18 protein-coding genes and 1 pseudogene are annotated in these 16,679 nt (G+C 35.1%); 10 read left to right on the top strand and 9 right to left on the bottom strand.

The window, feature by feature from the left end; genetic code table 11:
* Window positions 1-803: 803 nt before the first annotated feature.
* From B4G94_RS23760 to B4G94_RS23720, 9 genes are all read right to left on the bottom strand, one after another.
* Window positions 804-1,172 carry an SMI1/KNR4 family protein gene (locus B4G94_RS23760; RefSeq protein WP_286862463.1) on the bottom strand — a complete coding sequence of 123 codons (369 nt, stop codon included), beginning with the start codon at window positions 1,170-1,172 and terminating at the stop codon, window positions 804-806.
* Between the two features lie 411 nt (window positions 1,173-1,583).
* Window positions 1,584-2,438 (bottom strand): GNAT family N-acetyltransferase, encoded by an 855-nt coding sequence (locus tag B4G94_RS23755; RefSeq protein ID WP_286862462.1) that lies wholly within the window; start codon window positions 2,436-2,438, stop codon window positions 1,584-1,586.
* 111 nt (window positions 2,439-2,549) lie between these two features.
* Window positions 2,550-3,065 (bottom strand): class IV adenylate cyclase, encoded by a 516-nt coding sequence (locus B4G94_RS23750; protein ID WP_286862461.1) that lies wholly within the window; start codon window positions 3,063-3,065, stop codon window positions 2,550-2,552.
* A 117-nt stretch (window positions 3,066-3,182) separates the two neighbouring features.
* Window positions 3,183-3,650: a GNAT family N-acetyltransferase gene (locus tag B4G94_RS23745; protein WP_286862460.1), complete on the bottom strand. Its 468-nt coding sequence runs from the start codon at window positions 3,648-3,650 to the stop codon at window positions 3,183-3,185.
* Window positions 3,651-3,692: 42 nt separating this feature from the next.
* Complete coding sequence (locus tag B4G94_RS23740; protein WP_286862458.1) at window positions 3,693-4,229, bottom strand: YbaK/EbsC family protein; 537 nt, start codon at window positions 4,227-4,229, stop codon at window positions 3,693-3,695.
* Between the two features lie 246 nt (window positions 4,230-4,475).
* Window positions 4,476-5,525, bottom strand: a complete 1,050-nt coding sequence (locus tag B4G94_RS23735; protein WP_286862456.1) for an NAD-dependent epimerase/dehydratase family protein — start codon at window positions 5,523-5,525, stop codon at window positions 4,476-4,478.
* A gap of 251 nt (window positions 5,526-5,776) precedes the next feature.
* Window positions 5,777-6,811, bottom strand: a complete 1,035-nt coding sequence (locus tag B4G94_RS23730) for a hypothetical protein (protein ID WP_286862454.1) — start codon at window positions 6,809-6,811, stop codon at window positions 5,777-5,779.
* Between the two features lie 370 nt (window positions 6,812-7,181).
* Window positions 7,182-8,078 (bottom strand): GNAT family N-acetyltransferase, encoded by an 897-nt coding sequence (locus B4G94_RS23725; protein ID WP_286862452.1) that lies wholly within the window; start codon window positions 8,076-8,078, stop codon window positions 7,182-7,184.
* A 179-nt stretch (window positions 8,079-8,257) separates the two neighbouring features.
* The gene (locus B4G94_RS23720; RefSeq protein ID WP_286862449.1) at window positions 8,258-8,818 is read right to left on the bottom strand and encodes a GNAT family N-acetyltransferase; all 561 of its coding nucleotides are present in this window, start codon (window positions 8,816-8,818) and stop codon (window positions 8,258-8,260) included.
* A 152-nt stretch (window positions 8,819-8,970) separates the two neighbouring features.
* Between B4G94_RS23720 and B4G94_RS23715 the strand changes: the two genes are divergently transcribed.
* The 10 genes and pseudogenes from B4G94_RS23715 to B4G94_RS23675 all read left to right on the top strand — a co-directional run.
* The gene (locus B4G94_RS23715; RefSeq protein WP_286862446.1) at window positions 8,971-9,795 is read left to right on the top strand and encodes a helix-turn-helix domain-containing protein; all 825 of its coding nucleotides are present in this window, start codon (window positions 8,971-8,973) and stop codon (window positions 9,793-9,795) included.
* An 808-nt stretch (window positions 9,796-10,603) separates the two neighbouring features.
* A complete protein-coding gene (locus B4G94_RS23710) occupies window positions 10,604-11,188 on the top strand; it encodes a hypothetical protein (protein ID WP_286862444.1) in 585 nt (194 codons plus the stop codon).
* A gap of 76 nt (window positions 11,189-11,264) precedes the next feature.
* A complete protein-coding gene (locus tag B4G94_RS23705; RefSeq protein ID WP_286862443.1) occupies window positions 11,265-11,942 on the top strand; it encodes an SMI1/KNR4 family protein in 678 nt (225 codons plus the stop codon).
* 116 nt (window positions 11,943-12,058) lie between these two features.
* Window positions 12,059-12,592, top strand: a complete 534-nt coding sequence (locus B4G94_RS23700) for a hypothetical protein (RefSeq protein ID WP_286862442.1) — start codon at window positions 12,059-12,061, stop codon at window positions 12,590-12,592.
* Between the two features lie 39 nt (window positions 12,593-12,631).
* On the top strand, window positions 12,632-12,949 hold the full coding sequence (locus B4G94_RS23695) for an elongation factor Tu (RefSeq protein ID WP_165307019.1): 318 nt from the start codon (window positions 12,632-12,634) through the stop codon (window positions 12,947-12,949).
* Between the two features lie 53 nt (window positions 12,950-13,002).
* On the top strand, window positions 13,003-13,431 hold the full coding sequence (locus B4G94_RS23690; RefSeq protein ID WP_286862441.1) for a hypothetical protein: 429 nt from the start codon (window positions 13,003-13,005) through the stop codon (window positions 13,429-13,431).
* Window positions 13,418-13,570, top strand: a complete 153-nt coding sequence (locus tag B4G94_RS28155; RefSeq protein ID WP_376786665.1) for a hypothetical protein — start codon at window positions 13,418-13,420, stop codon at window positions 13,568-13,570. Before B4G94_RS23690 ends, B4G94_RS28155 begins: the two co-directional genes overlap by 14 nt.
* 256 nt (window positions 13,571-13,826) lie before the next feature.
* Window positions 13,827-14,993, top strand: a complete 1,167-nt coding sequence (locus B4G94_RS23685; protein WP_286862440.1) for a leucine-rich repeat domain-containing protein — start codon at window positions 13,827-13,829, stop codon at window positions 14,991-14,993.
* Window positions 14,994-15,831: 838 nt separating this feature from the next.
* Window positions 15,832-16,362: a hypothetical protein gene (locus B4G94_RS23680; RefSeq protein WP_286862438.1), complete on the top strand. Its 531-nt coding sequence runs from the start codon at window positions 15,832-15,834 to the stop codon at window positions 16,360-16,362.
* A gap of 124 nt (window positions 16,363-16,486) precedes the next feature.
* A pseudogene (locus B4G94_RS23675) lies at window positions 16,487-16,679 on the top strand (hypothetical protein); the annotation flags it as partial.

Genomic DNA, 16,679 nt, shown 5'->3' with positions numbered 1-16,679 from the left:
TCCCGTATATGTTCGAGTATAGTGGCACAATCGTTGGAACGGAATTCAGAAATATCCTTTCAATTGGCCACTGTATCCACACGACAATAAATATATGCATCATAGTTTAGGGCGCCGGCGAGCGGAAAGAGAATAGGAAAATCGGCTGCTGTCGACTCACTGGGCACGACTAAGTCACCATGCTTATCTAGTGCAAAGCAAATAGTTTTGGTATCTATTGACCAATACATAGATGGCAAGGTCGGTATTTCTGAAAGAAACAAAGTTTTGCGGTTCGGACTTAACTTTCCTCGTCCTTTCACGCACGACACGTCCCAAGGTATCAATTAATTTGAAATGGATTTTATTTTTTTGGTGAGCTCCAATGAAGTTTTGTAAAGATAGTGCAGACTATCAGTTTTATAGTAATTTGGTTCAATATAGTTCCATAGACAATATTCATTATAGGCTGCACTCTTCTGCTGACTGCCATGATTACGGCCTATCATTTTCTGGGGATAATTATCAAAGATGTATGTCTCCTTCAATTCTACCTTCGAAACGCTATGTGCCGCAGCAGTTTGTGCTAAATACTTGGGCGATATGGAAGTGCAAGAGATAAGATATACATAAAAATAGATACCACTGAAAATTGTGCAATGGTTACAGTGCGCATATTGTGATATTTTTTGATTTCTTTCATAAGCTCTTTTTTGCAGAAATAAATTGTTGGACACTCCTTCGTCAATTGGATATTCTGTTAAAACTCCTGTTAACTTATGTCTATTTATCCATATAACTAAACTTTAAGTTGTTTCTAAACATTAGGTAAGTCCCTCAATAAATTCTGAAAAGGTTTTATTTTTAAAAACAGCTTCTTCATTTGACATTCCAATAAATGGTATTTCATAAATATCACTTGTGCTTTTTTTAACTGCATAAGCTGTACCACCACCATCGGAACCAAAAATAAAAAAATCAGGAGCATATTCGTCAACGTTATAATCTCTATTAAGTTGTATCATATCCGTTAAAGCCCATAAAACTATATAGTTCTCATCTGAACTGATATCTGCACCATTTGAATCCTTAAAAGATTCAATAAATCCCTCTGGAAGCTTAAAATCGATCTGTTTCAAAAAATTTTCAACTTCTTGCTTTATTGGGGCTATGTTTCTATCAATCGTTGCCATCGTTTTATTGTTTAGTATATCTCATTAAATCATTCCAAAATTAGTGTATTGCGAATGCTGAGCATAATTAACCAGGTTGTACAGCATTTACCGCTTTGGCACTCATCCCACTTCAATGTCATGCGACCGGTAGTGATGAACGGAAAAAGCTGGACGAAAGATTGGAGGTGAAAAACTGATAAAATTAACCGGAAAATCTGGTATGTTGGACAATTCGACCTGGACTCTTTTCGATCTGCTCAAAATCTTCTATTTTTCTACAATTATTAAAAATAACCTTTTCGATGAATTCACACTGGTTTACCTCCTTGACAGATTGTAAGTTTCCCGAATAGCCGTTTGCAAAGGGTTTTCATACGACTTATATCAACCTTCCTCGTGGTCTAAAATATGGTAGGTGCTTTTAATTTTTCAAAATAGGCTTTTCATCATTTCAAACTGATTTATATCATTAACTAATCCTTGTCTTTCTAGAAAAAGCTTTATTGATTCACAAGTAGAATCTATATTGTTTACTTGTAATATTTCAGCATTAGTGGCTTGATAAGCTTCTTTTATTAAGTGAGATGCAATTCCCTTTCTTCTATGATTTTTAGAAACAGCGATCTGGTAAACACGCTTCATCTCCTTACTAAATAAAACATACCCCACTAATTTCCCTTCAATAAATGCTCCTAAAGCATCGGGTTGTAAATTATCCATGCTATTAATATAACTTTGCCAACTGGGCTGTATATCCCAAAAAGCTACAAAATCAGCCCATAAGAGCTTATTTAAAGGTAATAAGCATACATTGGAATGATTAATTGTCGTTTCTACTTTACCGCCAAAACACAAGAGTTTTCTGCGTACTGTAAATCCATCTTTTTCATAAGCACGAATCGCTGAATTATTACTCGCAATTACTTCTAAAACTAATTCCTTAACTTCGTTTTGCTTTAAAAAAGGGTTTATAAATTCATACATTTTACCTACAAATCCTTTACCACGATAGTCAGGAAGAACTCCAGTTCCTGCATTGTATACTACTCTCTTAGAATCTAAAGTTCTCACTCCATGCATAATAAATGCTATAAGCTTATTATCTAAAAATACTCCTACAGACCACTGCATAACAATATCTTCTGATAAAATCTTGAACTTTAATTGTTCTTCATTTAATTTAAATGGAACAATATAATCAGCAAAAGAAGTATTAACAGCATTTAATAAATCATCAAAATCATCATCTGTTAGCCGTCTTAGAATGACATTATCTGTATTCATAGTTACTTTATTTTAAACTAAATTTTGCTTTTTTTTGTTGATTTAAATTATAAATATTTGGACAGTTATCCAATTTTAAAAAGGCTATTCACATTTCTAAAACTTTTGTACTCAAGAAATAAGCAAGTCGCTGTAAGATAACTTTTCTACTTGCTGTTGCTGAATACCAAAATAATTATAATAAAAATCACATTGTTTTTTCAGTTCCTCCAAAGTAAATGATTCTGTTTCATCTATTGCTTCGACTTCGATAAAGGTTCCTAGATTCTTAACTGTATCAAAATGAAACTTTACATTGTCAATACCATATATTTTTCTCTTTTTGTCAACAATCACTTTTATTCCCATCTGATTGGAGAGGATTTGTTTCAGCGTATCATTCATGTCGTGTTTATATAGAAGAATGTCAGATCTTTTACTTCCAAGAATATTCTCACGGTTATAATCAATCAGTTTGCTTTCTTTTCCTATCACTTCGCGTAGTTTTAATCTTCCCTTTTGTGCATTAAAATATGTGTCAATCTGATGATCTGCCCCATAATCAATAGGATTTAATTTAAGAAGGAGATTTTCATACTTCCCAAATTCTTGTACTCTTGCTTTAAATTCAAAATTCTTTATTTTCATATATTAATTTGAGGTTTTACATCTCTCTTTTTTTAGTTTGTTTCATCCGCTTAACTTTAAATACACCAAAGTTACTACCAATAAAAAGTCAACACCAGATAGATTGACCTGATATAGCTATTCTATTTTCAAGCGCATGCATATACTGTATGGCTCAAAACCTTCGTGTAGATACAGAGCCGCCGCAGAAAGATTTTTTGACAAGACACTTAGCTCCAGATAATCAGCTTGGTTTTCCTTTGCACACATTTTAACGCGATTAATCAATGCTTTACCTATTCCCATTCCACGCATGTCCGCATCAACAACAATGTCCATTAAATACATACATCTCAAGGGCACAAAACAGTTATAAGGTGGACTCTTCTGTAATTGTGTAATTACAATTCCTTTTACCTCATCATCTGCCCTATATACAAAGGCTGTAAACTGATCTTCTCCGGCAATGACTCTTTGCAGAAAACTTTCGTCCTGATGCGCTGTCTGCATATAGCCGGGTTCATGATTTGCCATCTGTTCAAAGAGTTGGAAATAAAGGTTTTTTATCTTTGGCAGATCTGCCTGGACTGCTTTTCTAATGTTCATATTTTTATACCTATATGTTTTGTTTTCTTTTTGTTTTATATTTCAAAACTCCACAATTGTTACTTTTCTTTTCAAAAAGGGAAGATAGTCTTCAATTATATGGTGGGTTCCGATTTTTAGATAATTTGTGGTGGTACCATCGCTACAACCATAATTCGGCAGTAAAGTGACATCCCTGTCAAACACCACATGGACACACTCACTATTAGGATTTAGTAGTCCGAAAATACTTGCTGCCCCAACTTTTACGCCTAAAAAATGCATTAGCATATCTTCAGGGGCAAAAGATACCCTGGATATGTTTAGGGAGTCACTAAACAGCTTTGTATTGAAGGGTTTATTCCCCAACATTACAACTAGATAAAACGCTGTCTTTTTTCGGTTACATAAGAAAAGTGTCTTCACCATATCCATCTGTAAATGCTCATTGACAATTTGACACTGCTCCATAGTGATAACCTCATCAGTTTCAATCCGCTCAAAAGGAATGTTAAGTTTATGTAGGGCGGTATATGTTGCTTGCTGAATTTCCGAATTAAATTTTATGGGAGCTTCTTTTGAAATTTCGCTTATAAACATCGTTTGTAATCTTATCTTTCGATATTTAGTTAATATATCTTTTTGACTTATTTTGTTCTTATATTGGATAATGTGTGAATGGTTGAATCATCGACCTTATCATACGGATTAACTTTGTTTGGAATTTCCATATTTGATTTATTTTGATGTTTTATATTCAGATCAATATCAAAGTTTTCAAAATCAGAAATTCAGAAAAAGTATGGATATTAAACGTTGCAGATAAAATGATATTTGTTTTTATTATCATCTTCCTCTATACAATCGTTCTCTCTTATTTATATAAGCGTCTTCAACTTCATAATCAAACTGTTCATAAGGGTAAGCCGCCAACTGAGGGAAGAGATATTCCCATTTTTTATCCTCATACATACTTAATAAATAAAATAGATATTGACCTATTGAGGACGAATAATCGCTTATCATTAAACTTTGGAAAGCAAGAATCTCTTCAGAACGTTTGGTATCAAGTATAAAATATCGAGGAATAGACCATGGTGTTAGACCGACATGGTCTAAAGCGCCTGCTTGCATATCCATTGGCAACAGAACTCCTTTGTATTCTAGGTACTCTGCTATAACATCTGCTAATTCAAAAACGGATAGCGGTCGACTATCCCCAACGTTTATAATCTGTTGTTGTGCCAGATGCCTAGCCGCTAAACCTACCTTGGCGATCAATTCTGCAGAGGTGGTATGGAATATGCTCTGCCCATTGTAGGCCAAAGGGATGAAGGGTCTTTGGTCCAGCATCCGCTTTACTAGCCACCACTCTCTAGGATGATGCGAATGTGCGCCGTAAATAGCACAAGGTCTCAAAATAGTCAACGGAATAGTTAACTCGGATAACAACTCCTGCTCTAGCGCCACTTTCCTAGTGGAGTAGGTTTGTTCGCCAGCTTCCACAGTAGGATTGGCTTCTGAAATAGGCTTGTCGAAATCAGGAAAACCATTCATAGCCGCCTCATCCAGCGTCCGCCCGTCTTTATCGCGGTATACACTAGAAGATGACAAAACGATAAGACTACTATAATCTTTCTGATGGGTTAGTAACTGCTTCGCATCTTCTCTGCCAAAAGCGATCAAATCGATTACCAAGTCAGCACCAGCGCTCATCATTTTTCTAAATAGAGCTTTATCTTTCTTATCAAAGTGTATTACCGTTGTCATATCCTCATCGATTGTATACGGTATTTCACCTCTTGAGAGCAATACGACTTCCCATCCTCCTTTGTTCAGCAGCTGATAAAAAGCATATCCTATCTGCCCTGATGCACCAATAATAATCGCCTTCATATACACCTAATGTTTAAAACGTTTCCCAAGTATCCATTCTTTAACTCTTTCTAATGTTATTGTATTTATTTATTGACTCCATCCTTGATAATATCTTTTGTCTTTCGATTTTTAAATTTACGAGTCTATATAATTTTAATACATCGCATATCTTACTCAACTATGTGCATTTTGTAATATCGGAATAGTCTTCTGTAAGCCTTATGACAATAGGTTCTACAGACGAATAGTTTGCAGAACCTATGATATAATTACCTTAAGATTATCTCAAATTTATCAGAAAGAACTGTTCTGATCTTTTCTTGTATGAGATTGATTTCCTCATTGGAGAGTGTACGCTGACCTGATCGATAGGCAATTCTATAGCTTAGTGAGGTCCTTCCCTCCTTTTTGAATTTATCTTGCAGAGTAACGTCCTCAACCAGATCAAGGCCTTCTTCACGAATGATTTCGCAGAAATTATTATATTCAGACCAGATTTCATCTCTATTTTCGATATATCCATTGACCCAGAATGATATATCCTTATAAACAGGGGGATATTTGGAGTATTCTTGGAATTGGGCAAGACCATAGTTAAATTGTTTTATAAAACGCTCGTCTGTAGTCCATAAATAGCGTATGTCCGGGATATTGCAATAAGAAAGCACAAGTCGGTCCAGACCTAATCCGAAAGCCCAACCTGTGGCTTCAATATTACAATTTTCAAGAATCTTAGGGTGAATCACACCAGCTCCCAGAACTTCCATCCAGTCTTCATTTTGATAAACCTCGATCTGTAACGAAGGCTCTGTGAATGGAAAGTAATCATCCAGAAATCGATAATCTTTACCTGGGTACAAATATTCTATTAGTCCGGATAAGGTACGTTTGAGATCCGAAAGAGCATCTGTACCTTTGGGCAATACCTTCACTACCTCCATTTGATGGAAAACGGGATAATGTGTGCGATCAATCGTATCTTTTCGATAGATGTCACCTGTAACGATAAAACACTTATGGCCTGCTTTTAATAATTCATTCTGATGTGCAGATGTCTGTGTTCTTAACACATGAGCTGGGTCTACATAATATGTATCATTGGTAGATCGCGCCGGATGATCCTGAGGGACAAGCAATTCATCAAAATTACCTTTGATACTAACAACTTCATTTAAATCGTCGAAAGATGTAAAATCGTGAAAATAACACTGAATTTTCTCTTTCAATTGACAGACTGGATGTAATTTATTCTGATGTAATTTGAGACTACGCTTTTCATTTATAGTCTTTGGGATATTATTCATATCTACTAATGTATAGGCTGCGACAGTCTGTCGCAGTACATAATATTAAAAATTCGTTAAGTAAAATCTGATGTCGATATCCGAGCGTAACGGACATATCTTTTTATCTCGGCCCTGGCGGGCCAAAAAAGAAAAAGGAAAATAGTATATGGATGCTACAATTCATTCAATATATAATGTACTACAAAGATATCCCCTTTTAATATACTAAAAACTGTATATTAAAAGCAATAAATGTGCAAATTAATGGTAATTAATTTAACGGCCCGAACTATACTTTGTGATCAGGCAATAATTACTTGTTGTCAACTTTTGCTGTGATGACCGATAATGGTCGCCTTCATAATGACTAACGCTTAGAATGTTATATTTAATAATGAGATGTTATTGGAAAGACAAAGTTCTCCATAAATAGATCCTTTTTGTGTTCAGGATATATGTAAAGAGCATCATCATCGAAAGGATATTTTTCGACCTCAAGTTTTCCAGCAAAATCTGTATCCGGAACAAAAAAGAAATTGATCTCTTTCGTATGTGTTTTGACTAAAGTAGGAATTAACTCTTCTAATTTATATGACCTACTTGAAAAAATATCATAGATATTGAGGTCTTCTTCTTCAAATTCTATCAACACTAAGCAGTCTCTTTTTTCTGAATAATACAAAGAATCTTCAAACTGCAATATAAAATGATAGGTCGCTAAACAAGGATTCGGATCAAACGAAAGGGTATTTGATAGAAGTCTATGGTCTTTAGCAAATCGCTCCAGGAGATTTTTATCTTCGCTAATTTGAATAGAAAGTTTTCTCCAATCGGAACTTAGGGGTTCAAAATCTGTTAAATCTTTAAGCTTAAAACTACTTTCATCTAACCTAACAAAACCAAACTTTGGGTAAAAATCTAACACCTCTGCATTAGCAAATAGGTAGATGAATTCATATTGCCCACAGAATTGACTCATTACATGATTCATCAGATAACGCGATAGTCCCTGACCTCTAAAAGCAGGATGTGTCATCACTGCACTAATCTGTAGAACTTTATGGGACTGCCCCTGTAAAATCATTACCATAGGAGATAAAGATACATTTGCAATTACCGTATTATCCTGAACTATAAAAAATGGTATAAAAGTATTGTCCCAATACCCCATTTCATACCATGGCATATAATCTCCATCTAGACAGATACGGTATAGCTTGTTGAAACTAAGGAAATATGGCGCCATCTCCTCAAATCCGGAATAAATTTTTCTATTTGTATCCATTGTATGTTAGCAATTTTTTATTTTTTGTATCTATTCAGCTTTCTCTCCCAACGCTCTATTCTATTTAACTTCATAAAGATTTGATGTTTTATAGCTATTTGTACCTTGACCTCCAGGGAATTATTTATTCCTGTATATACATAAAGATAGCACAAGCATCCCTGTAGAGATGCTTGTGATTAGAATGAGACCTTGCCATGGACAGCCATTGTCCATTCGTCACGTGTCATCCGGCTGATATGTTCTGTACGTATGTCATTCATTAACTCATTTGCGCTAGCTTCTTCCACATGATGATGGTGGAAACCACACTTCTTCTGTGCGATCTTTGACTTGGCGTTTCCTTCATAATAGCCGGACCAGATATTTACTAATCTCAAATCTTCGAAGCCATAGCGTACCACTTCGCCGATTGCTTCAGGCATTATACCTTTACCCCAAAATGGAACACCTAGCCAATATGAAATTTCGCCTTCCGACTCGGTGATTGGAAAGTTACTTTTCTCTCCTAAAATCAAACTAATCATCCCAATAGCAATGTCGTCATCTTTAAGTGTGATTGCAAATACTCCCTCTTGCGAAAATATGTTTTTGATTACTTCACTACTTTCTTCAACACTCTTGTGGGGAGGCCAGCCAGCAATTGGCCCTACTCTCTCGTCCTTAGCATACTTGAATAAGTCTGCCGCATCAGCATCTCTGAATGGACGCAAAATCAATCTTTCTGTCTCTAAAATCATATCATTCTATTTTTAAATGTACGTGGCAAAATTACAGTCTTTATAGAATAGGGATATAGCCAAAATTTTCGTAAAATGGGTACTTTTGAAAACTAATCGCACTTACTTACCATAAATAGTCTAAATTTATGGTAAAAATAAAAAGTACCATAATGAATTACACACTGGATATTGCCTTGGGAAAAGAGAAACTAGCACTAGGAGAAAGTAATTTTTGCCAAAGTCTGGGATATCCCCTACGGCTCGGCTATACTTCCTTAATTGTATGTTTGGAAGGCACTTCGGTAGTTAGTGTTAATTTTAAGAATTATTTGCTAAAGACTAATGATATATTGGTCCTGGCTGAGGATAATATTACAGTGGTGCAACGGGTGTCCGCTGATTTCAGAGCATTCTACTGTCTTGTAGATCGAAGTTTGGCTGCAGAAGTAGCTTTTGATTTACCTAATCAACTATTCTTGTTTCTACATCAATCCCCACTTTGCAGACCTCATGGTCCGGAAGTCGCCCTATTACATGGATGGATAACGCAAATAAAACACATCAAAAATACATGTACAACACATCAGCATATTATGTTGCGGAATAGTCTACAAAATTTCTTTCTTAAAATAGCCGAAAGCGTTTCACTGACAGAAATTAATTTAGAACATCAATACAGTCGAAAGGAATTGCTATGTTGGAAGTTTTGGGATCTTATTAGCCAGCATAGTACGGAGCAGAGAAATGTCGCATTCTATGCAAATAAACTGAGCATTACTCCCTATTATCTTTCTCAGATCACTAAAGATTTTTTAAATGATTCACCAAAGGATTTGATTAACAGGCAAGTTATACTAGAAATTAAAGTACTTTTAAGGACAACCGAGCTGTCAATCAAACAAATTGCTGATCGACTTTATTTCGAGGACACATCATATTTGGCTCGCTACTTCAAAAGGCAAACAGGAATAACTTTGACAGCATTTAGAAATTAATCTAATAAACAATCGTCTTGTGTAGAATATTCTCTTACATCACATGGTGAAAAATTCGTGGACGTTCTTTGGCAACTAAGCGATTGCGGTACTTATCATGCTATGGGTGCTTTCTCCTTATCCAATATGTCCATTCTACCAGCCATAGAAATCTCACCGCAGAAGAAATTCAAAGACTGGATACATTAAGCGCCGTTTCGTTAGGTTATCCGCATGATCTGCTGAATAATGTCCGAAGTTAGATCTTCGAGCAGTATATTTAAAAAAGTGGCATTCAAAGATGTCACCTTCATATTTTGCCAAAAATGATAAATAGGAATTATTCAACAACGGCAGTTTAGCAAGATCTGTTATTTCATTCTCTCTGCTATCTAATTTTTCTAGTATTTCATGTTCTGATAGTTTATTGAACATATTGAATTATTTTATTATTATTTAGTCCCATTTTGCGTTGTTCTGGAACTATTTGTGAAAATACGAGTCTTTTTTATATGTTTTTCCTTTGATAGCTTCTACTGATATAATGGATTCAATATCTCCTGGTTTTGTAAATCCACTTGCTTATTCTACAGCGAAACCCAGGTCAACATCGGAATCTATATGTTTAGCTTCAACTTAATTAAGCCAATTATTGTGATGAAAAGACAATGCACTCTATGCAATTTAAGAGTTTTCTATCTTTTTTTATTATGGCTTTTAATATTCTTAAATCGTTAGATAAAAAGTGGAAGAAGCTTTCCTGAAATATGGAATTTTACTATATTAATCTCCATAACAAACTAGATATTTTACTTTTTTAATACAGACAATGACAGATAAGGTAATTACGGTTTCGAGTTATGGTATAGCATTACTTTCCGAAAATGTAGTAAACGCATTTTTAAAGGAAAATAAAATCAGGAGCAAAAAAATCCTAAAACTTTTTCAGGAAAATCAAACATTATATCTCGATTCACTAGCCAAAGGAGTTTGGATTCCAATTTTACCGATAGATTCAACCAAGTACAGCATTAAAATTTCAAACCTTGGCGAAGCTTTTGGGGATGAATGGGAAAAGAATGTGGAAGAACAAGGTTTCAACCTGAATGTCGAAGATAGTTTATGGATTGCCAGTATAGGTCTTCTATCCGATCTTGCTAAAGAGAGTTTTAATGCGGAAAACATTTCCTATGAAACTTTAGATGGCAATAAGCTTTATCAGGGTTTCAAGTTCCACTACCCTTCCGGAAAATACACAGTTAAGATCGAAGGCTACAGACGAACCATTGAAAAAGAATTCCCTGAGCCGAACTACGGCTATTTATTTACATTAGACCATGTTGAAGAATTTCAAGGATATAAAGATCCCCGCCAGGATGACAAGTATTTTTTTAATGTTGCGCAGATTAAATAGACTGCATTTTTCAAATTTTTAATTGACTAATATTAAATGCAAAGTGATACTTTTAAAGCGATAAAACTGACTGCAAATGAGCGGCAAGATCGAACAATTTTTTAATGCGTATTTGACCAGAGATGTAAGTTCAGTTTACACCGAGGATGTTCCAAAAGAAATGATGGCATCCGAGGTAAACGAAGATGGCTGGTATGAATGGAAACTTATCCCCGGATCATTGACTGATGATGATTATAAAAAGCTCAGATCAGAATTGGGTGCTTCGTTGCCTGTTAGCTTTATTGAATGGCATAAGCGTTATTTCTTTGCTGAGTGTGACTGTTCAATAGCCAGACTCCCTCACTCCTTGCCTGCCCAACCGCTAGCGGAAATAATATTCAATCTTGACTCGTACATCGCTGAACAACTTATCCCCCTTGGCCTGATTCCGTTTGCTAGTGAAGGTAATGATGCTGGACCACTGGTATTTGATATGAGAGGCACTGTCGAAAAAAATGATTATCCGATCAGAGTCTACGACCATGAATATGATGGCGAGCTCGACGGACTGAGCGATATTATCTTTTCGTCATTCAACAAGATGTTGGCATGCTTAACTCATTTCCTAAACGAAACTAATACAAGAAAACATTTTGAAGTAATCGCTGACTTTTATACTATCGACCCAGACGGTGCTGGGTCTACTGGTCGGTCATATTGGGATGGTTGGATAGAAATGGGCCGGGCCAACTTTGAAGAATTTGGATATTAAAGCAGAATCCAGCAAATGAAACTGTAAAAAAATAGTAAGAAGAATATTCATCTAATTAAATCTTCACTGTGCAAACAACGATCGGAGTTCATGAACTAAAATCTAAAAATAGGAGAATGCAAATTATTAGAATAACCACGACTTCACTCTGCTGCATTTTGGCGGGCTTTATTTCTTCAGTTTTCATAAAATGGGATTGGTCATTTATCCTTATTCCGACATTAATATCATTAGCCGTATCATTAAGCAATTTTGATAGAATCAGTTTTCCCAAGAAATTGATAGGCATACTTCTACATTGGTTTTTGAGTATTGTTATCTTTATCATCACAATTGGCATCACTGTATTTATTCTTTCTCCAATGGGAATGCATGCGATGTATATTGGTTCGGCTTTAGCTGCCATACTATTTGCACTTATTACAAATATACTCCTTCCTTTTCCAAAGTTCTGGCTATCAATGGTGATTATATTTGGACTATCTTTACTGGTATGGCCGATATCAGATTATATTCACGCCCATCCAACATTTAAATTCGCAGCATTAAATGGGCGTGAGAATATCATCACTATATGGTGCTCACTTGTTGGCTTTGGAGTTGCATTGGGCATTCACCGCCGGAAGTACAATTCCGATGTCAACGCATGACTGCAATAAATTGACTAATTTTAGAAAAAGTCTTAGTATATGTCTGATTTCATAGCGCAGCTTCAATATAGAACAACAAAAGAAGGAGGAAGAAAGACACCTGCTTTCTCTAAGTATAGACCTCAGATCAAATTTGATTTTGACGAAATGCAAACGTCAGGTGAACAAACATTTATCGATAAAGATACAGTGTATCCCGGAGAGCAAGTCAAAGCAACGATCCGGATACTTGGTGTCATATATTTTAAAGGAAGACTAGCCGAAGGTATGTCATTTGAATTTCGCGAAGGGCCACGTGTGATCGGTACAGGAAAAATCTTACAAATATTGAATGATACATTGAAAATAGATCACTGATCGAAGTGAAAGTTTATAATTTCATAACGATATAATTATATCTAAAAAACAATATGGCAAAAGTTATTGATTCTATCCAGCTATCAAACGACTGGAATGCAGATCCTGTAGCACCTGAAGTGAATCTAAAAATCTCGGATAAAAATTTGATAATGGAGATTTATCTTAATCACTATATGTTCGATAGGTTTGTCGAGGGAGACAAAGCACGTATTACTTTTGAAAATTGTTATACGTATTCTTTAAACTCTTGTAATGACGAGGGTTACTATTATGGACAATATCGGATAGATTGGAAGCAACTTGAATGGGGAGAATTCTACGAAATAATTAGCGGCTTAGATAGGAAATTGCCTGAACCGATTGTACAGTTAAGTGATGATTTAGACAACAAGAGACACTATATTTTCTTTTTTAAGGATGAAACTTTCGAGTGTCTAGCTCATAACTATAAAGTTGAATTTATCTATGTCCAAAGATAGCGTAAAAGTCAATCTTTTTCTCCACGGGTATGCAGACGGTTTTTATGCTACTTACGTTGGGAGGAACAGTGATGTGAAAATTTGTCAGCTGTTGACTGACTTTGATATTGTACTGTGGCGGAATGTTGCGGAGTATTAAAAAGAAGACAATAATGAAACGACTCATAAGTTCACCTTTGAAAATACTTGGTTTATTGACAATCCTACTCGGATTGCTGATTGTAGTTTTCACATATGGTTACCTCATTGTTTTAGCATTGATCTTTGTTGGAGTCGGATTGATGCTATACCTCATTGATTATGGGATTAAAAGATTTTCGAAGGATTGGAAATCCTTTTGGGCATTGCAATCCATTTTTACAATCCTGTATATATCTTCTGTCTTTGTGACCTATATGAAATGGCAAGGACACAATTATATCATTTTTCCGAAAAACTTTAAAGGTCAGGCAGGGATTATTTTTGGAATAGCAGGTTATCCCGAGCTGCCCAAAACAAAGTTTTGGAAAAAAACAATTGTTATGCCTGATGATGGAGTCCTAATCACTTCGACAAAAATGGAAGATATTCCAAATACTCTCCGTTATGCTTATGCCGACAGTCCTGAACCCGATAATACCAGTATCAATTGGGATCCTAACTTTGGAATAGACTGTATTGTTTGTGATAGTAGAATAGAAACTTGGCTCTTTAATACAGGCAGCGAAGGATCAGCGGTTAAGGATATTATGACTTCTTTGTGTAATGAAATAGCATCAAGGAAAAAGACAAGCGCTTACAAAAGTATAAGTTCTGCGATACAAACAGACAGCAGGGGGCCGTATCTATGGCTTAACTCAAATAGTTTGACATCGCTTCCTAACGGTCTTGAAAAATTTAACCTTTATAAGGTGATATTGTCAGGTAATAAGTTCAAAGAGGTTCCAGAACAAATTTTCCGGATTAAATCCCTTGAAGACTTGATTATGGCTGATAATCCGATAAATAAATTTCCTTGCAAAATAACACAAATAAAATACCTTAAAAGTGTTTCATTTGCAAAGACAGGGATTAAACAAGTCGACTGCGATCTTTCTCAATTGGATAGTTTGGAACGTTTTGACTTGTCAGGGAATGAACTGACACTTTTCCCAGAACTAATTAAGTCGATACCAAAGCTAACTTGGCTATCATTAAATGACAACCAGCTTTCGGATCTTTCATTTATCGATGGTAAACTAAGGAAGCTTGAAATACTCTATTTATATACCAACAAGATCAAAAACATTTCAACAGAAACAATATTTCTAGGAAATTTAAAAGAACTTTTGCTATTTGACAACGAAATAGAACGCATCCCTGATAATATTTCTGATCTTAAAAATTTAGAAAAGCTTGAAATTTGGAACAACCCCATAAAATATATTTCACCAAAAATATCTCAGTTGAAAAATTTGAAGTCAATACGGATAGATGACGATTACTTAACACAGACGGACAAGGACAACTTAAAAAAATGGCTACCAAATTGTGAAATTAATTACCAGACGAGAAATGAAAAATTGCTTGAGCTCCAAAAGTGATTTACCTGTTAAAAGAGACTGAACTGTTAATTTAATCAGATAATACATTGCTTAAACAACATCTCGGTCACTATCGTCGTACACACAGGCTTTATGCCTAACGAACTATTCAGTATTGAGATGCAAACGCATGGGGACAGATCGTGTCACACTGTGTCATGCACCAACAGTTTATCGGTCTTAATCCATGCCTTTATTGTTAGATTACAAACGTACGACAGTTTACTTTACACTACCTTTATATCGACTATTACACACTTGCCCTAATTCAATCACTTCTATCATTATATCTGCTTCCTGTTTGCTCAACTAGGAATTAACGTATCAGCAAAAATTATCGAATATCATCCTTCCATTTTAGTCCGCCGCGCTGGATCATATCTATGTATTTTTTTTCATGATCGTCTCCACTTCTGTTTCAAAGAAAATTCGTGCGGTTGTCTTTCGTTTAAATATTCTATAAAAGTCCAATAATTTCATTCAAGCGCTTTTAGTTAGTTATTTTCATATTTGATATTATCGATAATAAACTCTTTTAAATGCTTTAAAAACGAAAGTCTCCTGGCCATTTCAGTATTGTCAAACCGAAAATAAGCNNTCAAATGGACAAGATTTACAGCCCTCGAGCAAACCCAGTGTTACCTATCTAAAAACAATTATTGATGGACTCCGGGAATCACATTGGCTGGACAATCCTACTATCTTTGATTATCTTAAGAGCAAAAGTGGTATTATAGAAAATTATACAGAAGACGAACTATGGTCTATTATTAGTGAAAAGCAGGACTAATTTATTTAAATTAGAGGCTAAATATTCAGAAAACTATATCGAGCTAAAATGAAATCAACGGAAGTATATCGAATAATCAATAAAATTATCTTTCCCGAATTAAAAAGCGCAGGGTTTAAAAAGACTAAAAGCGGAATGTTAGGCTTTTTTAAGGAACTAAAGGAACATTATCTTGTATGCTGGTTTCAGTGTTCACAAGATGGTTTTGACGCTTATGCTGGTTCTAAATTCGTCTTTGAAGTACAGATTAGCAAGACCAATGACATCGGTTCTCCTTCAGTTTTCAGAAATAGAATCCCGTTCTTTTTGACAGTGGACGATATAGTCAAAGTAACCGAACTCGAAAATAAAGTTAAAGACAAACTGCGTTTGCCTCCTAATACCCATTATATTTTTGGTATGGATGAAAATATACAGCGTTGGTATAAGAAAAAATTTGAGAAAGTTGATAACATCTACACAAATTCTAGTGATATCTGGTTTGTATATTTTGACGAAACAGATATCAATAATTGGATTGAATTCTTACAACCTGTCATAAAAAAGGTCATATCCGATTTTGAACAATCGGATTACTAAATGGACAGTTTTTTAATTTCCCGTCCGTCAAATATAATCTCCTCTAAAATTAAACAGTATTCATACTTGAATACCATTCCTTGATTTTTTTGGGATAACGATAATTTAGTTAATTACTTTTACTATGCTACATTTAATTAATTCCAGCAGGTACTATCCGACATTCTTGCTAATAATACTCTTCTCATTAAGGTTCTTAGATGTAAGGGCGCAATTGTTTAATCAGGACAGCCTGAAATTAATATCTCGGCAGTTTGCCTTTACAGAAGGGCCGGCAGTGGACAAGGTCGGGAATATCTATTTTACCGACCAGCCCA

Source organism: Sphingobacterium sp. UBA7625 (assembly GCF_002484085.1).
In the GTDB taxonomy this organism is placed as follows: domain Bacteria; phylum Bacteroidota; class Bacteroidia; order Sphingobacteriales; family Sphingobacteriaceae; genus Sphingobacterium; species Sphingobacterium athyrii.
This window is presented reverse-complemented; position numbering and strand designations above follow the sequence as displayed.